This window comes from Roseateles sp. So40a (genome assembly GCF_048081605.1).
In the GTDB taxonomy this organism is placed as follows: Bacteria; Pseudomonadota; Gammaproteobacteria; order Burkholderiales; family Burkholderiaceae_C; genus Roseateles.
Map to the genome: position 1 here is coordinate 2,862,928 of NZ_CP182288.1, position 14,893 is coordinate 2,877,820.

Sequence of the window (14,893 nt, forward strand, 5' to 3'; positions counted from 1 at the left end):
GTAAGCAAGCCCTTCTCGCGGGGGCTGGGCCCACGGCCTCGCCCCCGCCCTTCTCCTCCAGGAACGCGTCCGCGCGACGCGCTCCCTCCCCAGGTCCGCTCCTCCGCATGTCCGCTTCCCGAGCCCCGCGCAGTCCCTGGCTTCCCAAGCTGGTGGTCGCGCCGACCTTCCTGATCTCCTTCCTGTTCATCTACGGCCTGATGGCGTGGAACGGCTATCTGTCCGTGTCCGCGTCGCGGCTGCTGCCCAACTACGAGTTCGTCGGGCTGGACCAGTACCGCGCGCTGTTCGACAACGAACGCTGGTGGCTCGCGCTGACCAACCTGGGCATCTTCGGCGGCCTGTTCATCGGCGGCGCGATGGTCGTGGGCCTGCTGCTGGCGATCCTGCTCGACCAGAAGATCCGCGGCGAAGGCGTGCTGCGCACCGTCTACCTGTATCCGATGGCGCTGTCGTTCATCGTGACGGGCACGGCGTGGAAGTGGATCCTCAACCCGGGCCTGGGCATCGAGCACCTGATGCAGCAGTGGGGCTTCGAGAACTTCAGCTTCGGCTGGCTGGTCGATCCCGACATGGCGATCTACTGCGTCGTGATCGCCGGCATCTGGCAGTCCTCGGGCTTCGTGATGGCGCTGTTCCTGGCGGGGCTGCGCGGCATCGACGATTCGATCATCAAGGCCGCGCAGGTCGACGGCGCCTCGCTGCCGCGCATCTACTGGCGCATCATCATCCCGACGCTGCGCCCGGTGTTCTTCTCCACGCTGATGGTGGTGGCGCACCTGGCCATCAAGAGCTTCGACCTGGTGATGGCGCTGACCGCGGGCGGCCCCGGCTACGCGACCGACCTGCCGGCGACCTTCATGTACACGATGGCGTTCTCGCGCGGCCAGATCGGCCTGGGCGCGGCCAGCGCCACGATGATGCTGGCCACGATCGCTGCCATCGTCGTCCCCTACCTCTATTCCGAGCTCCGCTCGAAGCAGTAAGACAGCGAGCGTCGCGACATGAGCGCTTCTTCCCTCCCCTCCCCGTCGACCGCCGCGTCGACCTCCCGCCGCCTCACCGCGCAGCGCGTGCTGCTCTGGGTGGTGCTGGCCCTGTTCGCCTTCTTCTTCCTGCTGCCGCTGTACGTGATGGTCAGCACCTCGCTCAAGGGCATGGACGAGGTGCGCAACGGCACGCTGATGTCGATCCCGATGAGTCCGTCGCTGGATGCCTGGTCCAAGGCCTGGACCAGCGCCTGCACCGGCACCGACTGCGGCGGCCTGAAGCCCTTCTTCCTGAACTCGGTGCTGATGGTGGTGCCGGCGGTGCTGATCTCCACGGCGCTGGGCGCGCTCAACGGCTACGTGCTGACGAAGTGGCGCTTCCGCGGCAGCGAGCTGCTCTTCGCGCTGCTGCTGTTCGGCGTGTTCATGCCGATGCAGGTGGTGCTGCTGCCGATGAGCCAGGTGCTGGGCACGCTGGGCATCGCGAGCTCGGTCTGGGGGCTGATCCTCGTGCACGTGCTCGCGGGCATGCCGTCCACGACGCTGTTCTTCCGCAACTACTACGCTGGGCTGCCCGATGAGCTGATCAAGGCCGCGACGCTGGACGGCGCCTCGTTCTGGCAGATCTTCTGGCGCATCGTGGTGCCGCTGTCCACGCCCATCCTCGTGGTCACGCTGATCTGGCAGTTCACCGCGATCTGGAACGACTTCCTGTATGGCGTCGTGTTCTCGGGCGCGGACAGCAAGCCGATCACCGTCGGGCTGAACAACCTGGCCAACACGTCCAGCTCCGTCAAGGAATACAACGTGGACATGGCCGCGGCGCTGATCGCCGCGCTGCCGACGCTCGTGGTCTACGTCGTCGCGGGCAAGTATTTCGTGCGCGGGCTCACCGCCGGCGCCGTCAAGGGTTAAGAGGAGTCAAGCATGGGCGCGCTCGCCATTTCTCAGGTCCGCAAGAGCTACGGCTCGGCCGACATCCTCAAGGGCATCGATCTGTCGATCGAGGCCGGCGAATTCCTGATCCTCGTGGGCCCGTCGGGCTGCGGCAAATCCACGCTGCTGGCGATGATCGCCGGGCTGGAGCACCCGACCTCGGGTTCGATCCACATCGGCGATCGCGACGTCACCTACGCGCCGAGCAAGGACCGCGACATCGCGATGGTGTTCCAGAGCTACGCGCTCTATCCCAACATGAACGTCGCGCAGAACATCGCCTTCGGGCTGGAGATGCGCAAGGTGCCCAAGGCCCAGCGCGACGAGACCGTCCAGCGCGTGGCCAAGATGCTGCAGATCTCGCACCTGCTGGATCGCAAGCCGGGGCAGCTGTCCGGCGGCCAGCGTCAGCGCGTCGCGATGGGCCGCGCGCTGGCGCGCGATCCCAAGCTGTTCCTCTTCGACGAGCCGCTGTCCAACCTCGACGCGAAGCTGCGCATCGAGATGCGCGCCGAGATCAAGCTGCTGCACCAGCGCACGAAGACCACCACCGTGTACGTCACGCACGACCAGGTCGAGGCGATGACGCTGGGCGACCGCATCGCGGTGATGCGTGATGGGCTCGTGCAGCAGTTCGGCACGCCCGAGGAGATCTACACACGCCCGGCCAATCGCTTCGTGGCCGAGTTCATCGGCTCGCCGACGATGAACTTCGTCAACGCGCGTCAGGACGGCGGCGGTCTCGCGGCCAACGGCCAGGCGGTGCCGGTGAACGCGGCGCAGCAGGCGGCGATCGGCTCGGCGAGCGCGGCGGGCGAGGTCCTCTACGGCATCCGTCCGGAGCACATCGGCCTGAGCGGCCAGGGCGACAGCCTGGGCGTGCCCGGCACGCTGAAGATGATCGAGCCCACCGGGCCCGAGACCTACCTGCTGGTCGACACCCCGATGGGGCCGGTCACCTCGCGCGTGGCGGGGAACCCGCACCTGCGGGTCGGGGACGCGGTGCGCCTGCACTGGGAAGCGGCGGCGGCGCATCTGTTCGACGCGAAGGACGAGCGCCGCCTGGCGTGATCGGCCGCGCGCGCAGCCACAGGGTCTGCGCCGCGAGCACCGCGGCCAGCGCCAGCGCGACCCAGGCCGACACGTCCGCGCCCGCCTGCGTCGACGTGCGCTGCTTGACATACACGCCCACCAGTCCCCACACCGCCGCGGCCGCGTAGGCCAGCGCGGCGGGACCGGTGCCGGGCGCGTGCAGCCGCGCGTTGGCCACGAGCAGCAGCAACGCGGCCAGGGCCCAGAGCACCAGCGTCCACGGCAGTTGATCCTGCGTGGGCAGCAGTTGCTCGGCCACGATGACCTGCGCGGTGTTGAGGAAGGCGGCGAGCGACAGCCAGCCCGCGTGCAGCGCCAGCGGCATCACCGCGAGCCAGGACTGCGCGCCGCGCGGCACCGCGCGCGCCACCAGCATCAGCGCCCACAGCAGGCACACCAGCGACAGCCAGATGATGGCCAGCGCCAGCCAGAACCATTGGCGCGAGAACACGATCATCCAGCTCGCCGTCAACGCGAAGCCCAGCACCACGAGCCAGTGGCCGCGATGCGAGTCGGCATGGCCCTCTCGATCAGGCACCGCGCGATGCCCGCGCAGCAGCCACACGGCGAAGACCAGGTCCAGCAGGAAGATCACGCCCCAGATCGAGAACGCGTAGCCGTCGGCCACGAGCAGCGTCGGGAAACGATCGGAGATCGCGGCGTTGTCCGGGCCGAAGAAGCCGCGCTGCGAGGCCCAGGCCACCAGGGGCATGGACAGCGCGGCGATGAAGACGAGCAAGTGGTGCATGGGCCATTCTCGGCAAGTCGCGTTCCGCCTCCCGCGAACGCGGTTATCACTGGGTTTGCATACAGCCTATGATGCGCACCCATGTCCACCGCCGATGTCTTCGCCGAACTCAATCCCGAGCAGCGCTCCGCCGTGGAGCACGGCCTGGACGGCGCCTCCTCGGACGGCCCGCTGCTGGTGATCGCGGGCGCGGGATCGGGCAAGACCAAGACGCTGGCCGCGCGCGTGGCGCGGCTGATCCAGGAAGGCGCCGATCCGCAACGCCTGCTGCTGCTGACCTTCTCGCGCCGCGCTGCGGGCGAGATGGAGCGCCGCGCCGGCCGGGTGCTGCACCGCGCGCTCGGACTGCGCGCGACGCAGGCACCGCCGCGTTTCCCGTGGGCGGGCACCTTCCATGGCGTCGGCGCGCGGCTGCTGCGCGAGTACGCCCATTGCATCGGCCTGGCGCCCAACTTCACGATCCTGGACCGCGCCGACGCCGAGGACCTGATGGGCCTGCAGCGACAGGCGCTGGGCCTGGCCGAGACCGCTGAGCGTTTCCCGCTGAAGTCCACCTGCCTGTCGATCTACTCGCGCGTGGTCAACAGCGAGGCGCGGCTGGACCAGGTGCTGCAGGAGTACTTCCCCTGGTGCTTCCCGGTGCATGACGGCTTGAAGCAGCTCTTCCGGGCCTATGTCGAGGACAAGCAGCGCCAGCAGCTGCTGGACTACGACGACCTGCTGCTGTACTGGGCCGAGCTGATGAGCGACGAGCGGCTCGCCACGGAGCTCGGCGATCGCTTCCAGCATGTGCTGGTGGACGAGTACCAGGACACCAACCGGCTGCAGGCGACGATCCTGAAGCGGCTCAAGCCGCGCGGGGAGCGGCTGACGGTGGTCGGCGACGACGCGCAGGCGATCTATTCGTTCCGCGCGGCGGAGGTGCGCAACATCCTGGAGTTCCCCGTGCAGTTCGAGCCCACCGCGCGTGTCATCGCGCTGGAGCGCAACTACCGCTCCACGCAACCGATCCTGGACGCGTCCAACGCGGTGATCGCGATGGCGCGGGATCGGCACGACAAGCAGCTGTGGACCGACAAGGTGTCCAGCGAGCGGCCGCAGCTGGTCACCGTCGACGACGAGGCGCGTCAGGCGCAGTGGGTGGCGGACAAGGTGCTGGAGCGTCGCGAGCAGGGCCTGCGGCTCAAGCGCCAGGCCGTGCTGTTCCGGACCTCGAGCCACAGCGCGCCGCTGGAGCTGGAGCTGACGCGGCGCAACATCCCGTTCGTGAAGTTCGGCGGTCTGAAATTCCTCGAGAGCACGCATGTGAAGGACGTGCTCAGCGTGCTGCGCTGGGCGGAGAACCCACGCGGGCGGCTGGCGGGTTTCCGCGTGGCGCAGCTGCTGCCGGGATTCGGTCCGGCGAGCGCGCGGCGCCTGCTCGATGCGATGTCCCCGGCGGCGGACCCGGCGCAGGCGCTGCGCGACTTCGAGCCGCCGCGCGCGGCGGCCGCGTCCTGGGAAGCGCTGCGCACGCTGATGCTGCGGCTGCTGGAGCGGTCGGAATGGCCGATGGACCTGGAGGACGCGGTCGAGTGGTACGCGCCGCACCTGGAGCGGCTGAATGACGACGCGCCGGTGCGGCTGGCCGATCTGGAGCAGGTGACGCGGATCGCGCAGGGCTATGGGTCGCGGGAGCGCTTCCTGACGGAGCTGACGCTGGATCCGCCCGAGGCGAGCAGCGACGAGTCGGGCGTGCCCTTGAAGGACGAGGACTACCTGATCCTGTCGACGATCCACTCGGCCAAGGGCCAGGAGTGGAATGCGGTGTACCTGCTCAACTGCGTCGATGGCTGCATGCCGTCGGACCTGAGCACCGGGGCGCAGGCGCAGATCGAGGAAGAGAGACGGCTGCTGTACGTGGCGATGACGCGGGCGAAGGATCACCTGGCGGTGATGACGCCGCAGCGCTTCTACGTGACGCAGCAGACGCGACATGGCGACCGCCACCTGTACGCGAGCGTGTCGAGGTTCCTGCCCGGGAAGGTGGTGCGCCACTTCGACAAGGTCGGCCCGGCGAACCAGGCGCAGGCGCCCTTGCCCGAGCTGGTCCGACCGGCGCTGGATGTGGCGGCGAAGCTGCGCAAGGCGTGGGAGTGAACCGGGTCGTCAGGAACGCGGCATGCCATAGGTGCCAGACCGCCGACGTAACGCTCGTTACGGCAAGCCCTGATCGACGCCGCGCGGGGAGAACTTAAACTGCGCGGCGGTCAACCCGTTGTCCGCCCGCCCCGTTCCCCTGCCACGACTGCCCGCCCCACCGCCGTGACGATCCGCCATACCGTCCTCAGCACCCTCGCCCACACCAACTGGCGCCTCGCCGCGCCAGCCCTGCTCCTGACCTGCGCGTGCCTGATCGTCGAGGCGGCCAGCGACGACCCCGAAGTCGTCGTCCCCACCGCCACGCCGTACACCGCCTCGATCAGCCCGTCCGGCGTCGTGACCCCCGCCCCGGCGGCCAGCGCGTCGCCCTACACGCCGGATGCCGTCTCGCCCGGCGGCGTGGTCAAGGCCCCGATCGTCGCCATCGCACCGCCCACGACCTCCCCCGCGCCCGGCACCGCCCCTGGCAACATCCCTGGCAACGTCATCACGCCCGGCGTGCCGGCGGCCGCCGAGGCGCCGCTCATGAAGCTGCCGGTCAACGCGCGCCACATGCTCGTCATCGACGACAGCGGACGCGTGCTGATGGCCAAGGACGCCGACGCCGTCGTGCCCATCGCCTCGCTGACCAAGCTGATGACGGCCATGGTGGTGCTCGACGCCAACCAGGACATGCGCGAGGAGATCCGCATCGACGACGCCGACGTCGACCGCCTCAAGCACAGCAAGTCCCGCGTGCGCGTGGGCGCGACGATGAGCCGCGAGGCGGCGCTCGAACTGGCGCTGATCTCCTCGGAGAACCGCGCCGCGTCCGCGCTGGCCCGCCACTACCCCGGCGGCATGCCGGCCTACGAGGCCGCCGTCACCGCCAAGATCCGCGCGCTGGGCTTGACGCACACCGCGCTGGCCGACCCCACCGGCCTGTCGCCCGGCAACACGTCCACCGCCATCGAGATGGCGCGCATCGCCGCCGCCGCGGCGCGCTACCCCGCGATCGCGCGCATCAGCAGCGACAAGTCGAGCGAGGTGGAAATCAACGGCCGCCCCCGCGAGCTGCGCAACACCAACCACCTCGTCGGCGCCAAGGGCTGGGACATCCGCCTGTCCAAGACCGGCTACACCGAGGAAGCCGGCCGCTGCCTGGCCATGCGCATGAAGAGCGGCGGCCAGACCATCACGGTCATCCTGCTCGACGCCGACGGCTCGGCGCAGCGCCTGCGCGACGCCGCCGCCATCCGCAAGTCGCTGGCCAAGATGGCCGCGGCCTGATCGACTGACTTTCGCCACGATCGCCAAGACCGCCACGAGCGATCGCCCTCCGGCCCCGGGCCGGTGACACCAGGAGTTCCCATGAACCGCCGTCACTGGCTGGGCGCCGCAAGCGCCTGCGCCGCCGCATGGCCGCTCGCCGGCCGCGCACAGTCTGCTGCGACATCCGCTGCAACACCCGCGACGCCCTTCGCCGAGACGCCCCGCCCCGCGCGCATGCGCGTCTCGTCCGATCGCATCGTCGACATCACCGTCTGCACGCGCCCCTTCCGCGAGCAAGGTCCACGCATCGAGGCCCAGCGCCTGCACGGCAAGACGGTCATCCACCATTACGGTCATGGCGGCGCGGGCTGGTCCTTGTCCTGGGGGTCGGCGACGCTGGGCGCGCAGCCGCTGATCCGTGAGACGGGCGCGCGCCGCATCGCCGTGATCGGCTGCGGCGCGATCGGCCTGACCACCGCGCGCGTGGCGCAGCGCGCCGGGCTGAAAGTGCGCATCTATTGCCGCGAGCGTCCGCCGGAGGTCGCATCGACCTTCGCGACCGGCATGTGGTCCCCGGACTCGCGCATCGTCACCGAAGCCCACGCGACGCCCGCGTTCAACGCCGGCTGGGAGCGCATGGCGCGGCACAGCTTCCGCGCGTGGCAGGACCTGCTGGGCATGAACGGCTCGCCGGTCGAATGGCGCGATGGCTACGTGCTCTCGGACACGCCGTTCGATCAGCCGCTGGCCAATGGCAACGCGCACGGCAGCGCGACCGAACCCGACTACCCCGACCTGCTCGACCTGATCCCGGATCTGCATCCGCGCTCGGTCGCGTTGGCCCCGTCACAGCATCCCTTTCCGGTCGCGCATGCGCGGCGCTTCACGCAGATGACCTTCAACATCCGGCCCTATCAACGGATGCTGTTCGAGGATTTCCTGCGCGAAGGCGGCGAGATCGTCACGCGCGATTTCGCCCAGTCGCGTGAGCTGGCCGCGCTCCCCGAACGGGTGATCGTGAATTGCACCGGCTACGGCGCGCGGGCCCTGTTCGGCGACGACTCGCTCATCCCGGTGCGCGGCCAGATCGCCCGGCTGGTGCCGCAATCCGAGGTCGACTACATGGTCGCCTGGCGCGGCCACAACCTGATGGTCGTGCCGCGCCGCGACGGCCTGCTGGTCCAGGCGCAAGGCGAGCACGACTTCAACAATGCCGACCGCCGCGTCGATCGCGCGATGAGCGAGGCGGCGGTCGCGCGCCTCGCAGAATTGTTCGTCTGAGCGCATCAGACAACGTCATCCCAAACCGATCAAGGTTGGTCGCGATGCGTCGTTCCAGCAACGCCGTTCGACCACGAGGACTCCTAGCATTCGCGACTCCCTTCATTGCATGTCCAGGAGTCCACGCATGCACCCTCATTCCGCTCACGCCACCGTCGTCACGCCCATCCCGGCACCACCGCCTGACCTCACCCTGGTGATGTACCGACTCGACCAGGTGGTCGCCGAAACCCACAAGCTGCGGGAAGACACGCGCCATGGCCTCGCTCAGGTCCATGACGAGCTTCGAACCATGCGCAAGGACCAGGAGGGTTTTCGCCGAGAACTCGCCGACCATCGCGTCGAGCATCAGCGCATCCGAAATGAGTTCAAGGATGAACTCAACGCGCAGCGACTCGAGTTCAGGAAGTCGATTGACGAAATGATGAATCGCAACAGCGCCGAGATGGAAAAGATGTTCGCCCGCGTGCTCACCACCGTCGACGACCGCATCAAGATCAGCGGGCAGGCGTCCGACCTCCGCCTGTTCAAGTGGTGCGCGGGCTCGGCCGCCACCTCGTCCGCGGCCACCAGCGGACTGGCCTACGCCATCTCGCGATTCCTCTCATGAGACCGCCCCGGGGAGGCGCCACTCGCGCCTCCCTCCGGCACCCGCAGTAGGCCCTGTCCTACCCGCGCCGTGAGCCGTCGGAGCTACTGTCGAGCCATCTCGGCAGACTGCGTCCGGCATCATGGTCCACCCCTCCTCTCCTGCGACGGATCTGCCGCCGTCCAGCACCCACTCGAGCGCCAGTTCGAGCGCTCCGCCCGGTGCCGCCCCGCCCGCCGCGCCCAAGCGCAAGCGTCGCCGCCCGCCGCGGCTGTCCTACGCCGCCTGGCGCCAGTTCCTGCAGATCGCCAAGCCCTATTGGCTCGGCGACCAGCGCAAGGCCGCCTGGGGCCTGCTGCTGCTGATGATCGTGCTGATGCTGTGCGAGACGCAGCTGGCCGTGATGCTCAACGACAAGACCGGCGAGATGACCTCCGCCCTGGCCGAGCGCAATCACTCGCGCTTCTGGCACGCCGTGCGCGACAGCCTCATCGTGCTGGGATTCGCCGTGCCGGTGTACGCCTTCTACTACTACATGCGGGACGCCTTCTCCAACCACTGGCGGCGATGGCTCACCGGCCGATTCCTCGACGGTTATCTCGACGGGCGCAAGTACTACGAGATCGGCACCGGCGCGGCCGGCGACATCGACAACCCCGACCAGCGCATCTCCGAGGACATCAACACCTTCACCGGCCGCTCCACCCACTTCATGCTGCTGATGCTGGGATCGCTGATGCAGCTGGTGGCCTTCTGCGCGGTGCTGTGGTCGCTGTCCAAGCTGCTGGTGGCCTTCCTCGTCGTGTACGCGACCGTGGGCACCTTCCTCGCGCTCTACGTCTTCGGCTCGCCGCTGATCCAGCTGAACTTCTGGCAACTGCGCCGCGAGGCCGACTTCCGCTTCGGCCTGATGCGCCTGCGCGAGAACGCCGAATCCATCGCGTTCTACCGCGGCGAGCCGCAGGAGCGCGCCCACATCGAGCATCGCTTCGAGTCGGTCTACCAGAACTACTGGAAGCTGATCCGCAAGCAGCGCGCGCTCAACCTGTTCCAGCGCGGCTTCAGCCAGCTCACTTTGGTCGTCCCCAGCGTGATCCTGGCCGAGCGCGTGCTGTCGGGCGACCTCGAGGTCGGTGCCGCGGTGCAGGCCGCCGGTGCCTTCGCCGCGGTGCTCACGGCGGTCTCGCTGATCGTGGACAACTTCGAGAGCCTGAGCCGCTTCGTCGCCGGCATCGACCGGCTGCATGCGCTGTCGGACGCGATGCGCGCGCGCAAGCCCCGGCAGGAGCGCGAACGCGAGCGCATCACCAGCGCCCATGCCGAGCAGCTCGCGCTGCGCGAGCTGACGCTGTACACGCCGCAGTTCGACCGGCTGCTGGTCGAGAAGCTCAACGTCGCGCTGAAACCCGGCGAGAGCCTGCTCATCACCGGCGTCAGCGGTTGCGGCAAGAGCTCGCTGCTGCGCGCGATCGCCGGTCTGTGGCGCAGCGGCGAAGGCACCATCGAGCATCCGCCGCTGGAGGACGTCTTCTTCCTGCCGCAACGGCCCTATCTGCAGCCCGGCACGCTGCGCAGCCAGATGATCTATCCGGACACGAGCACCGAGCTCGATGACGACGCGCTGCGCGCGATCCTGGCCGAGGTGAACCTGCCGGACCTCGCCGACCGCGTGGGCGGACTGGATGCGGTGCAGGACTGGGAGAAGCAGCTGTCCATGGGCGAGCAGCAGCGCCTGGCCTTCGCGCGCGTGCTGGTGCGCACGCCGCGGATGGTCATCCTGGACGAGGCCACCAGCGCGCTGGACACACGCAACGAGAGTCGCCTGTATGAGCGGCTGTGCCGCGACGGCATCACGCTGGTGAGCATCGCGCACCGTCATGGCGTGCTGCGGCACCACAGCCACGTGCTACACCTGCGGGGTGGCGGCGCGTGGTCGCTGCACGCGGCCGAGGGGTATGACTTCGACGCCGCCGATGCCGAGGCGGCCGAGGCGATCACCGCGGCGACCGCGGTACCGCCGACTGCGCCGATCGAGGCGGCCGAGGCGACCGAGGTGGCCGCGCCGGTCGAGTCGGCCGACCGTCCACGAAAGGATCCTGAATGACGATGAGCTGGACCGACGAAGTACTGCAGACGCTGCGCTCGGAGTTCTCCGACATTCCCGATGTCGAGCAGATCACCCGCATCACGCTGCGGCTGCTGCTAGCGGCGGTGCTCGGTGGCTGCCTGGGCTATCAGCGCGAGCAGCACGGCAAGGCCGCGGGCATGCGCACGCACATGCTGGTCGCGCTGGGCGCGGCGCTGTTCGTGCTCGTTCCTCAGCAGGGCGGCATGGCCCTGGGCGACATGAGCCGCGTGTTGCAGGGCGTGATCGCGGGCATCGGCTTCCTGGGCGCGGGCGCGATCCTCAAGCTCAAGGACGAGGAGCAGGTCCACGGCCTGACGACCGCCGCCGGCATCTGGCTGACCGCCGCCATCGGCGTGGCCTGCGGCCTGGGCCGCGAGGCGACGGCCGTGCTGAGCATGCTGCTGGCCCTGGCGATCTTGGAACTGCTGCCCAAGTTCGCCCGGCCGCGCAAGCATCACAAGGCGCGCGCCACCTCGCCGGTCGAGGAACGCGCGGACCCGCCGCTGGACTGAGCCGCCGCCGACTCCGGCACTTTCATCGCCGAGGGCACCGGCGTGGGCCGCTTGGTCAGCGAGCTGCCCAGCCGGGTGCTGAGCTTCATGCGGTTGTTGATGGCCCACCCACTCGCATCGAGGATCGGACCGAGGCTGCGCTGACGCAGCTTGAGCCAGGCGATCAGCATGCTGGGCCCGGAGATCGACACCACGATGCCCAGCACCGCCAGCGGAATCCACCAGCCCAGATCGACGAAGCGCCCGAAGACGCCCACGATCACCGTGCTGATGCTGCCCAGCGCCACGCCCAGCGCGGCCACGGTGCCCACATCGACACGCCGTGCCGGGACACCGGGCACACCCGAACCCAGCGCGCCGCCGGTGACTCCTGACGCGCCCGCGACGGGAGCCGCGGCCTGCGCGCCGGCCACCCCCGGCTGATCGGCGGTGGCGATGCGCCCGGCCCACTGGCCCATGCGCCCCTGCTGCGTCGAGTCGCTGGCCGCGGCGCGCTTGGCGACCTGCTCCTCCACCAGCCTCACGAGCTTCTTGTACGGCGACAGGAAAGCCTGTCCGACGCTGATCGGGTTCTCGATCACCTTGACGATGCGCGCGTCCCAATCCTTGCCGTCGCGGTCATAGAACAGCCCGTTGCGCCCGATGAAGAGGAAGTCGACGTCGCCCGCGCTCACCACGGCGACGATCGTGCGCTTCTGGTTCAGCCGCACGCACTCGGCGTAGACCAGGTAGGCCTTGGCCAGACCCGCGATCGGCGCGTGCTTCGCAGGATCGGCGACCTCCACGCACAGCTCGCAGGCGCGGCCGTCGATGAAGAGCGTGCCGGCCTGGAAGACCGCGCCCCGCCCTTCGTAGAAGTCCTCGAAGGACACGAAGTTGCGCGCCAGCCGCAGCAGGTCGCGCTGCAGCAGCACGAGTTTCTCCAGGTCGTTGAGCGCGGCGTGACGCGGCGCGGCGGCGCGGTCCTCCTCGATCACGCGGAGCAGGCGCACACGCGTCTGCTCGAGATCGTCGTGCAACAGCGCCGCGACGGTGTCCACGCCCAGCGCGGCCACCGGCCCGGCAGGTTGCGCTCGCAGCCAGTCGCGGCAGGCCTGCACCTGGGCCTTCAGCGCGCGCCAATCGGCCTCGTCGATCTCGACCGCGTCGCGGCCCAGGAGCACACGCACCGCCTGCTCGCGCAGCGCCGTCAACGCGGACTGCCACGCCGGATTGGCCCGCTCGTCCAGCGGCAGCGGCGCGCCGGGGCCGACCGGAGCCGCGGGCAGCTGACGCAGTGCGCCGGTCTCCAGCGAGAGCAGTTCGCCCGCATGGCGCTTGAGCTGCTCGGGATCCGTGGCGTTGAGGGTCGCGGCCGCCGAGGCGTCATAGCTGGCCAGCCGGCAGCGCGCGAAGAAGTCCTCGACCTTGTCGTGCACGGCCTGCACCGCCATCGCCGCGGCGCGCTTGCCGGCGCACCCGGCCTCGCCTTCCGCGTGCCAGGCCAGGAGCGTCGCGGCCTGGTCGAGGAAGGCCTCGATGCGGGTCTCGTCGATGCCGGGCTCGCCGCCAGCATCGGCGACCGCGCCCAGCGTGTCGGCGATGCGTTGCGCGAGGGCGCGATCCGCCGCTTGCTCGAAGGCGGACACGGGCACGATGCCGTCGCCGTTCTGGCGCTCGGCGGCCAAGTGGGACTGGCGCTCGCGGATGTCCTCGAGCCCGATGTCCGCGCGCGGTTCGTGCCCCGCGAGCGCATGGGTGCGCTGCAGTTCCTCGGCCAGCGCGCGGCCCTCGTCGGTCGCGGCCAGCGAGGCCAGCGCGAGCCGCTCATCGCCGCGCAGCAGCGGCGTCCAGTCGGCCAGTCGCGCGCCCACCCATTCACAGGCCGCGATCAGCTCGGGCGCGCGGATGCGTCCGTCGCGATCGAGGTCGATCAGGTCCAGCGTCCGTTCATCGAATTCGAGACCGCGCGTGGGACAAGCGAGCGCGACCCAGCGCTTCTGATCGAGGTCACGCAGATGCAGGAGGTCGTCGGCGGTGCTCAGAAGCGCCTGATCGGCGCCGCCCGCCCGGAAGAATCGCCAGGGATATGTCATCGGTGCGCAGGATGCGGCAAGTCCCATGCCCCGCCCCGCGAGCGCCGCCTCGCGCGTGCGAGTGCTGCACCGTCCCTCGCTCGCGCGACGCGGGAATGACAGTTGCCGCCAGGTTTGTTAGGGTGGTCGGTCCGGCGCCCCGGAGCTCAGCATGGACATCGATACCGTCTCTTACGTCTTCCAGAGCCTGGACGGCACGTTCACGATCAAGCCGCGCCTGTCCAGGCGTTGGCGCGTGAAACACGACAGCATGCCGTGGGGCGACTCGTTCGCCTCGGCGGAGGAAGCGGCGCGCGCCGTGTCCAAGGCCTTCGGCGTGCCCGCCGACCTGCGCGAATGGACCGAGGTCGGCGATTTCCACACCGACGTCGGCGGTTTTCACCCCTGAGCCCGTTCAGGCACGACCAGGCACGATCAGCCGCGATCAGGTGCGCTCAGGCGCCGCCCACACCACCCCGCCACCCACCGCGTGGCAACGCGCGTCCGCGGGCATGCCGGCTGACGTGGTGCCCGTGAACGCCCCAAAGGCCGGCAGGATCATCAGGTCCGGCGTCTCGCAGAAGCACGCGAGCCGCTGACGCTCGTGGGCACGGCCATGCAGCGTCACCGCCGGATGCAGGTGGCCGGCCAGCGCGTAGGCGCCGGCCACGGTCCGCGGATGGTGGTTGGCCGCGAAAGGCGGCATCGCATGCGGCTCATCCTCGATCCGGATGCGCAGCGAGGCCGGCGGATCGCCGGCGCGGCTGTCATGGTTGCCGCGGATCAACACCACCTCGACCGCCGCGTGACGCTCGCGCCAGCGATGCACCGGATCGAGCACCCGGGCCTGCTGCGCCGCGGCGGCGTGCAGGAAGTCCCCCAGCACGACCAGTCGCGCCGCGCGCGTGGCCTCAAGCACCGCGCTCAGGCGATCGAGGTTGTCCTGCGTCGTGCCGGAGGGCACCGGCTGACCGAGCGCCCGGAAGGTCGCGGCCTTGCCCAGATGCACGTCGGCCACGAAGACCGTGCCCGTCGCCGGCCACCACAACGCGCGCTGCGGCAGCAGCCAGACGCGCTCGCCGGCCAGCGTGCGGGCGAGCGCGCCCTCGGGGACGTCGACATCGAGTGACATCCCGCGATCATCGCCCGGCCGCGCCGTGTTCATCGGCCC

At 69.7% G+C, this 14,893-nt stretch carries 13 protein-coding genes; 10 read left to right on the plus strand and 3 right to left on the minus strand.

Annotated features, from left to right (window positions below; translation table 11 throughout):
• Positions 1-107 precede the first annotated feature (107 nt).
• Genes ACNI65_RS13030 through ACNI65_RS13040 form a run of 3 tightly spaced genes read left to right on the plus strand, consistent with a single transcriptional unit; the run spans position 108 to position 2,996 of the window.
• Positions 108-986, plus strand: a complete 879-nt coding sequence (locus tag ACNI65_RS13030) for a carbohydrate ABC transporter permease (protein ID WP_416763506.1) — start codon at positions 108-110, stop codon at positions 984-986.
• An 18-nt stretch (positions 987-1,004) separates the two neighbouring features.
• Complete coding sequence (locus ACNI65_RS13035; RefSeq protein WP_416763507.1) at positions 1,005-1,904, plus strand: carbohydrate ABC transporter permease; 900 nt, start codon at positions 1,005-1,007, stop codon at positions 1,902-1,904.
• Between the two features lie 12 nt (positions 1,905-1,916).
• Positions 1,917-2,996, plus strand: coding sequence for an ABC transporter ATP-binding protein (locus ACNI65_RS13040; RefSeq protein WP_416763508.1), 1,080 nt, complete (start codon positions 1,917-1,919; stop codon positions 2,994-2,996).
• Here the strand turns inward: ACNI65_RS13040 and ACNI65_RS13045 are convergent.
• Positions 2,881-3,765, minus strand: a complete 885-nt coding sequence (locus ACNI65_RS13045; RefSeq protein ID WP_416763509.1) for a hypothetical protein — start codon at positions 3,763-3,765, stop codon at positions 2,881-2,883. The two genes, ACNI65_RS13040 and ACNI65_RS13045, sit on opposite strands and share 116 nt — an antisense overlap.
• Before the next feature lie 81 nt (positions 3,766-3,846).
• Here ACNI65_RS13045 and ACNI65_RS13050 point away from each other — a divergent pair, with 81 nt between their 5' ends.
• From ACNI65_RS13050 to ACNI65_RS13075, 6 genes are all read left to right on the plus strand, one after another.
• The gene (locus ACNI65_RS13050; RefSeq protein WP_416763510.1) at positions 3,847-5,904 is read left to right on the plus strand and encodes an ATP-dependent helicase; all 2,058 of its coding nucleotides are present in this window, start codon (positions 3,847-3,849) and stop codon (positions 5,902-5,904) included.
• Positions 5,905-6,069: 165 nt separating this feature from the next.
• Positions 6,070-7,176 (plus strand): serine hydrolase, encoded by a 1,107-nt coding sequence (locus tag ACNI65_RS13055; protein ID WP_416763511.1) that lies wholly within the window; start codon positions 6,070-6,072, stop codon positions 7,174-7,176.
• 81 nt (positions 7,177-7,257) lie between these two features.
• Positions 7,258-8,439: an NAD(P)/FAD-dependent oxidoreductase gene (locus tag ACNI65_RS13060; RefSeq protein WP_416763512.1), complete on the plus strand. Its 1,182-nt coding sequence runs from the start codon at positions 7,258-7,260 to the stop codon at positions 8,437-8,439.
• A 217-nt stretch (positions 8,440-8,656) separates the two neighbouring features.
• Positions 8,657-9,049 carry a hypothetical protein gene (locus ACNI65_RS13065; protein ID WP_416763513.1) on the plus strand — a complete coding sequence of 131 codons (393 nt, stop codon included), beginning with the start codon at positions 8,657-8,659 and terminating at the stop codon, positions 9,047-9,049.
• Between the two features lie 121 nt (positions 9,050-9,170).
• Entirely contained in the window at positions 9,171-11,132 is a 1,962-nt protein-coding gene (locus ACNI65_RS13070; RefSeq protein WP_416763514.1) for an ABC transporter ATP-binding protein/permease, read from the plus strand.
• A complete protein-coding gene (locus tag ACNI65_RS13075; RefSeq protein ID WP_416763515.1) occupies positions 11,129-11,668 on the plus strand; it encodes an MgtC/SapB family protein in 540 nt (179 codons plus the stop codon). Before ACNI65_RS13070 ends, ACNI65_RS13075 begins: the two co-directional genes overlap by 4 nt.
• On the opposite strand, the gene ACNI65_RS13080 is transcribed toward ACNI65_RS13075, so the two are convergent.
• Positions 11,611-13,743: a hypothetical protein gene (locus tag ACNI65_RS13080; protein ID WP_416763516.1), complete on the minus strand. Its 2,133-nt coding sequence runs from the start codon at positions 13,741-13,743 to the stop codon at positions 11,611-11,613. The genes ACNI65_RS13075 and ACNI65_RS13080 overlap by 58 nt on opposite strands.
• 151 nt (positions 13,744-13,894) lie before the next feature.
• On the opposite strand from ACNI65_RS13080, the gene ACNI65_RS13085 reads away from it, so the two are divergent.
• A complete protein-coding gene (locus tag ACNI65_RS13085; protein WP_416763517.1) occupies positions 13,895-14,131 on the plus strand; it encodes a hypothetical protein in 237 nt (78 codons plus the stop codon).
• Between the two features lie 36 nt (positions 14,132-14,167).
• Here the strand turns inward: ACNI65_RS13085 and pdeM are convergent, their stop codons facing one another.
• Entirely contained in the window at positions 14,168-14,854 is a 687-nt protein-coding gene (gene pdeM / locus ACNI65_RS13090) for a ligase-associated DNA damage response endonuclease PdeM (protein WP_416763518.1), read from the minus strand.
• Positions 14,855-14,893: the final 39 nt, after the last annotated feature.

Excerpts from the sequence above, each read along its gene's own strand:
- ACNI65_RS13035 (WP_416763507.1), top strand. The coding sequence starts at position 1,005 with ATGAGCGCTTCTTCCCTCCCCTCCCCGTCGACCGCCGCGTCGACCTCC.
- ACNI65_RS13060 (WP_416763512.1), top strand. The coding sequence starts at position 7,258 with ATGAACCGCCGTCACTGGCTGGGCGCCGCAAGCGCCTGCGCCGCCGCA.
- ACNI65_RS13050 (WP_416763510.1), top strand. The coding sequence starts at position 3,847 with ATGTCCACCGCCGATGTCTTCGCCGAACTCAATCCCGAGCAGCGCTCC.
- ACNI65_RS13030 (WP_416763506.1), top strand. The coding sequence starts at position 108 with ATGTCCGCTTCCCGAGCCCCGCGCAGTCCCTGGCTTCCCAAGCTGGTG.
- pdeM (WP_416763518.1), bottom strand. The coding sequence starts at position 14,854 with ATGTCACTCGATGTCGACGTCCCCGAGGGCGCGCTCGCCCGCACGCTG.
- ACNI65_RS13070 (WP_416763514.1), top strand. The coding sequence starts at position 9,171 with ATGGTCCACCCCTCCTCTCCTGCGACGGATCTGCCGCCGTCCAGCACC.
- ACNI65_RS13040 (WP_416763508.1), top strand. The coding sequence starts at position 1,917 with ATGGGCGCGCTCGCCATTTCTCAGGTCCGCAAGAGCTACGGCTCGGCC.
- ACNI65_RS13085 (WP_416763517.1), top strand. The coding sequence starts at position 13,895 with ATGGACATCGATACCGTCTCTTACGTCTTCCAGAGCCTGGACGGCACG.
- ACNI65_RS13080 (WP_416763516.1), bottom strand. The coding sequence starts at position 13,743 with ATGACATATCCCTGGCGATTCTTCCGGGCGGGCGGCGCCGATCAGGCG.
- ACNI65_RS13045 (WP_416763509.1), bottom strand. The coding sequence starts at position 3,765 with ATGCACCACTTGCTCGTCTTCATCGCCGCGCTGTCCATGCCCCTGGTG.
- ACNI65_RS13075 (WP_416763515.1), top strand. The coding sequence starts at position 11,129 with ATGACGATGAGCTGGACCGACGAAGTACTGCAGACGCTGCGCTCGGAG.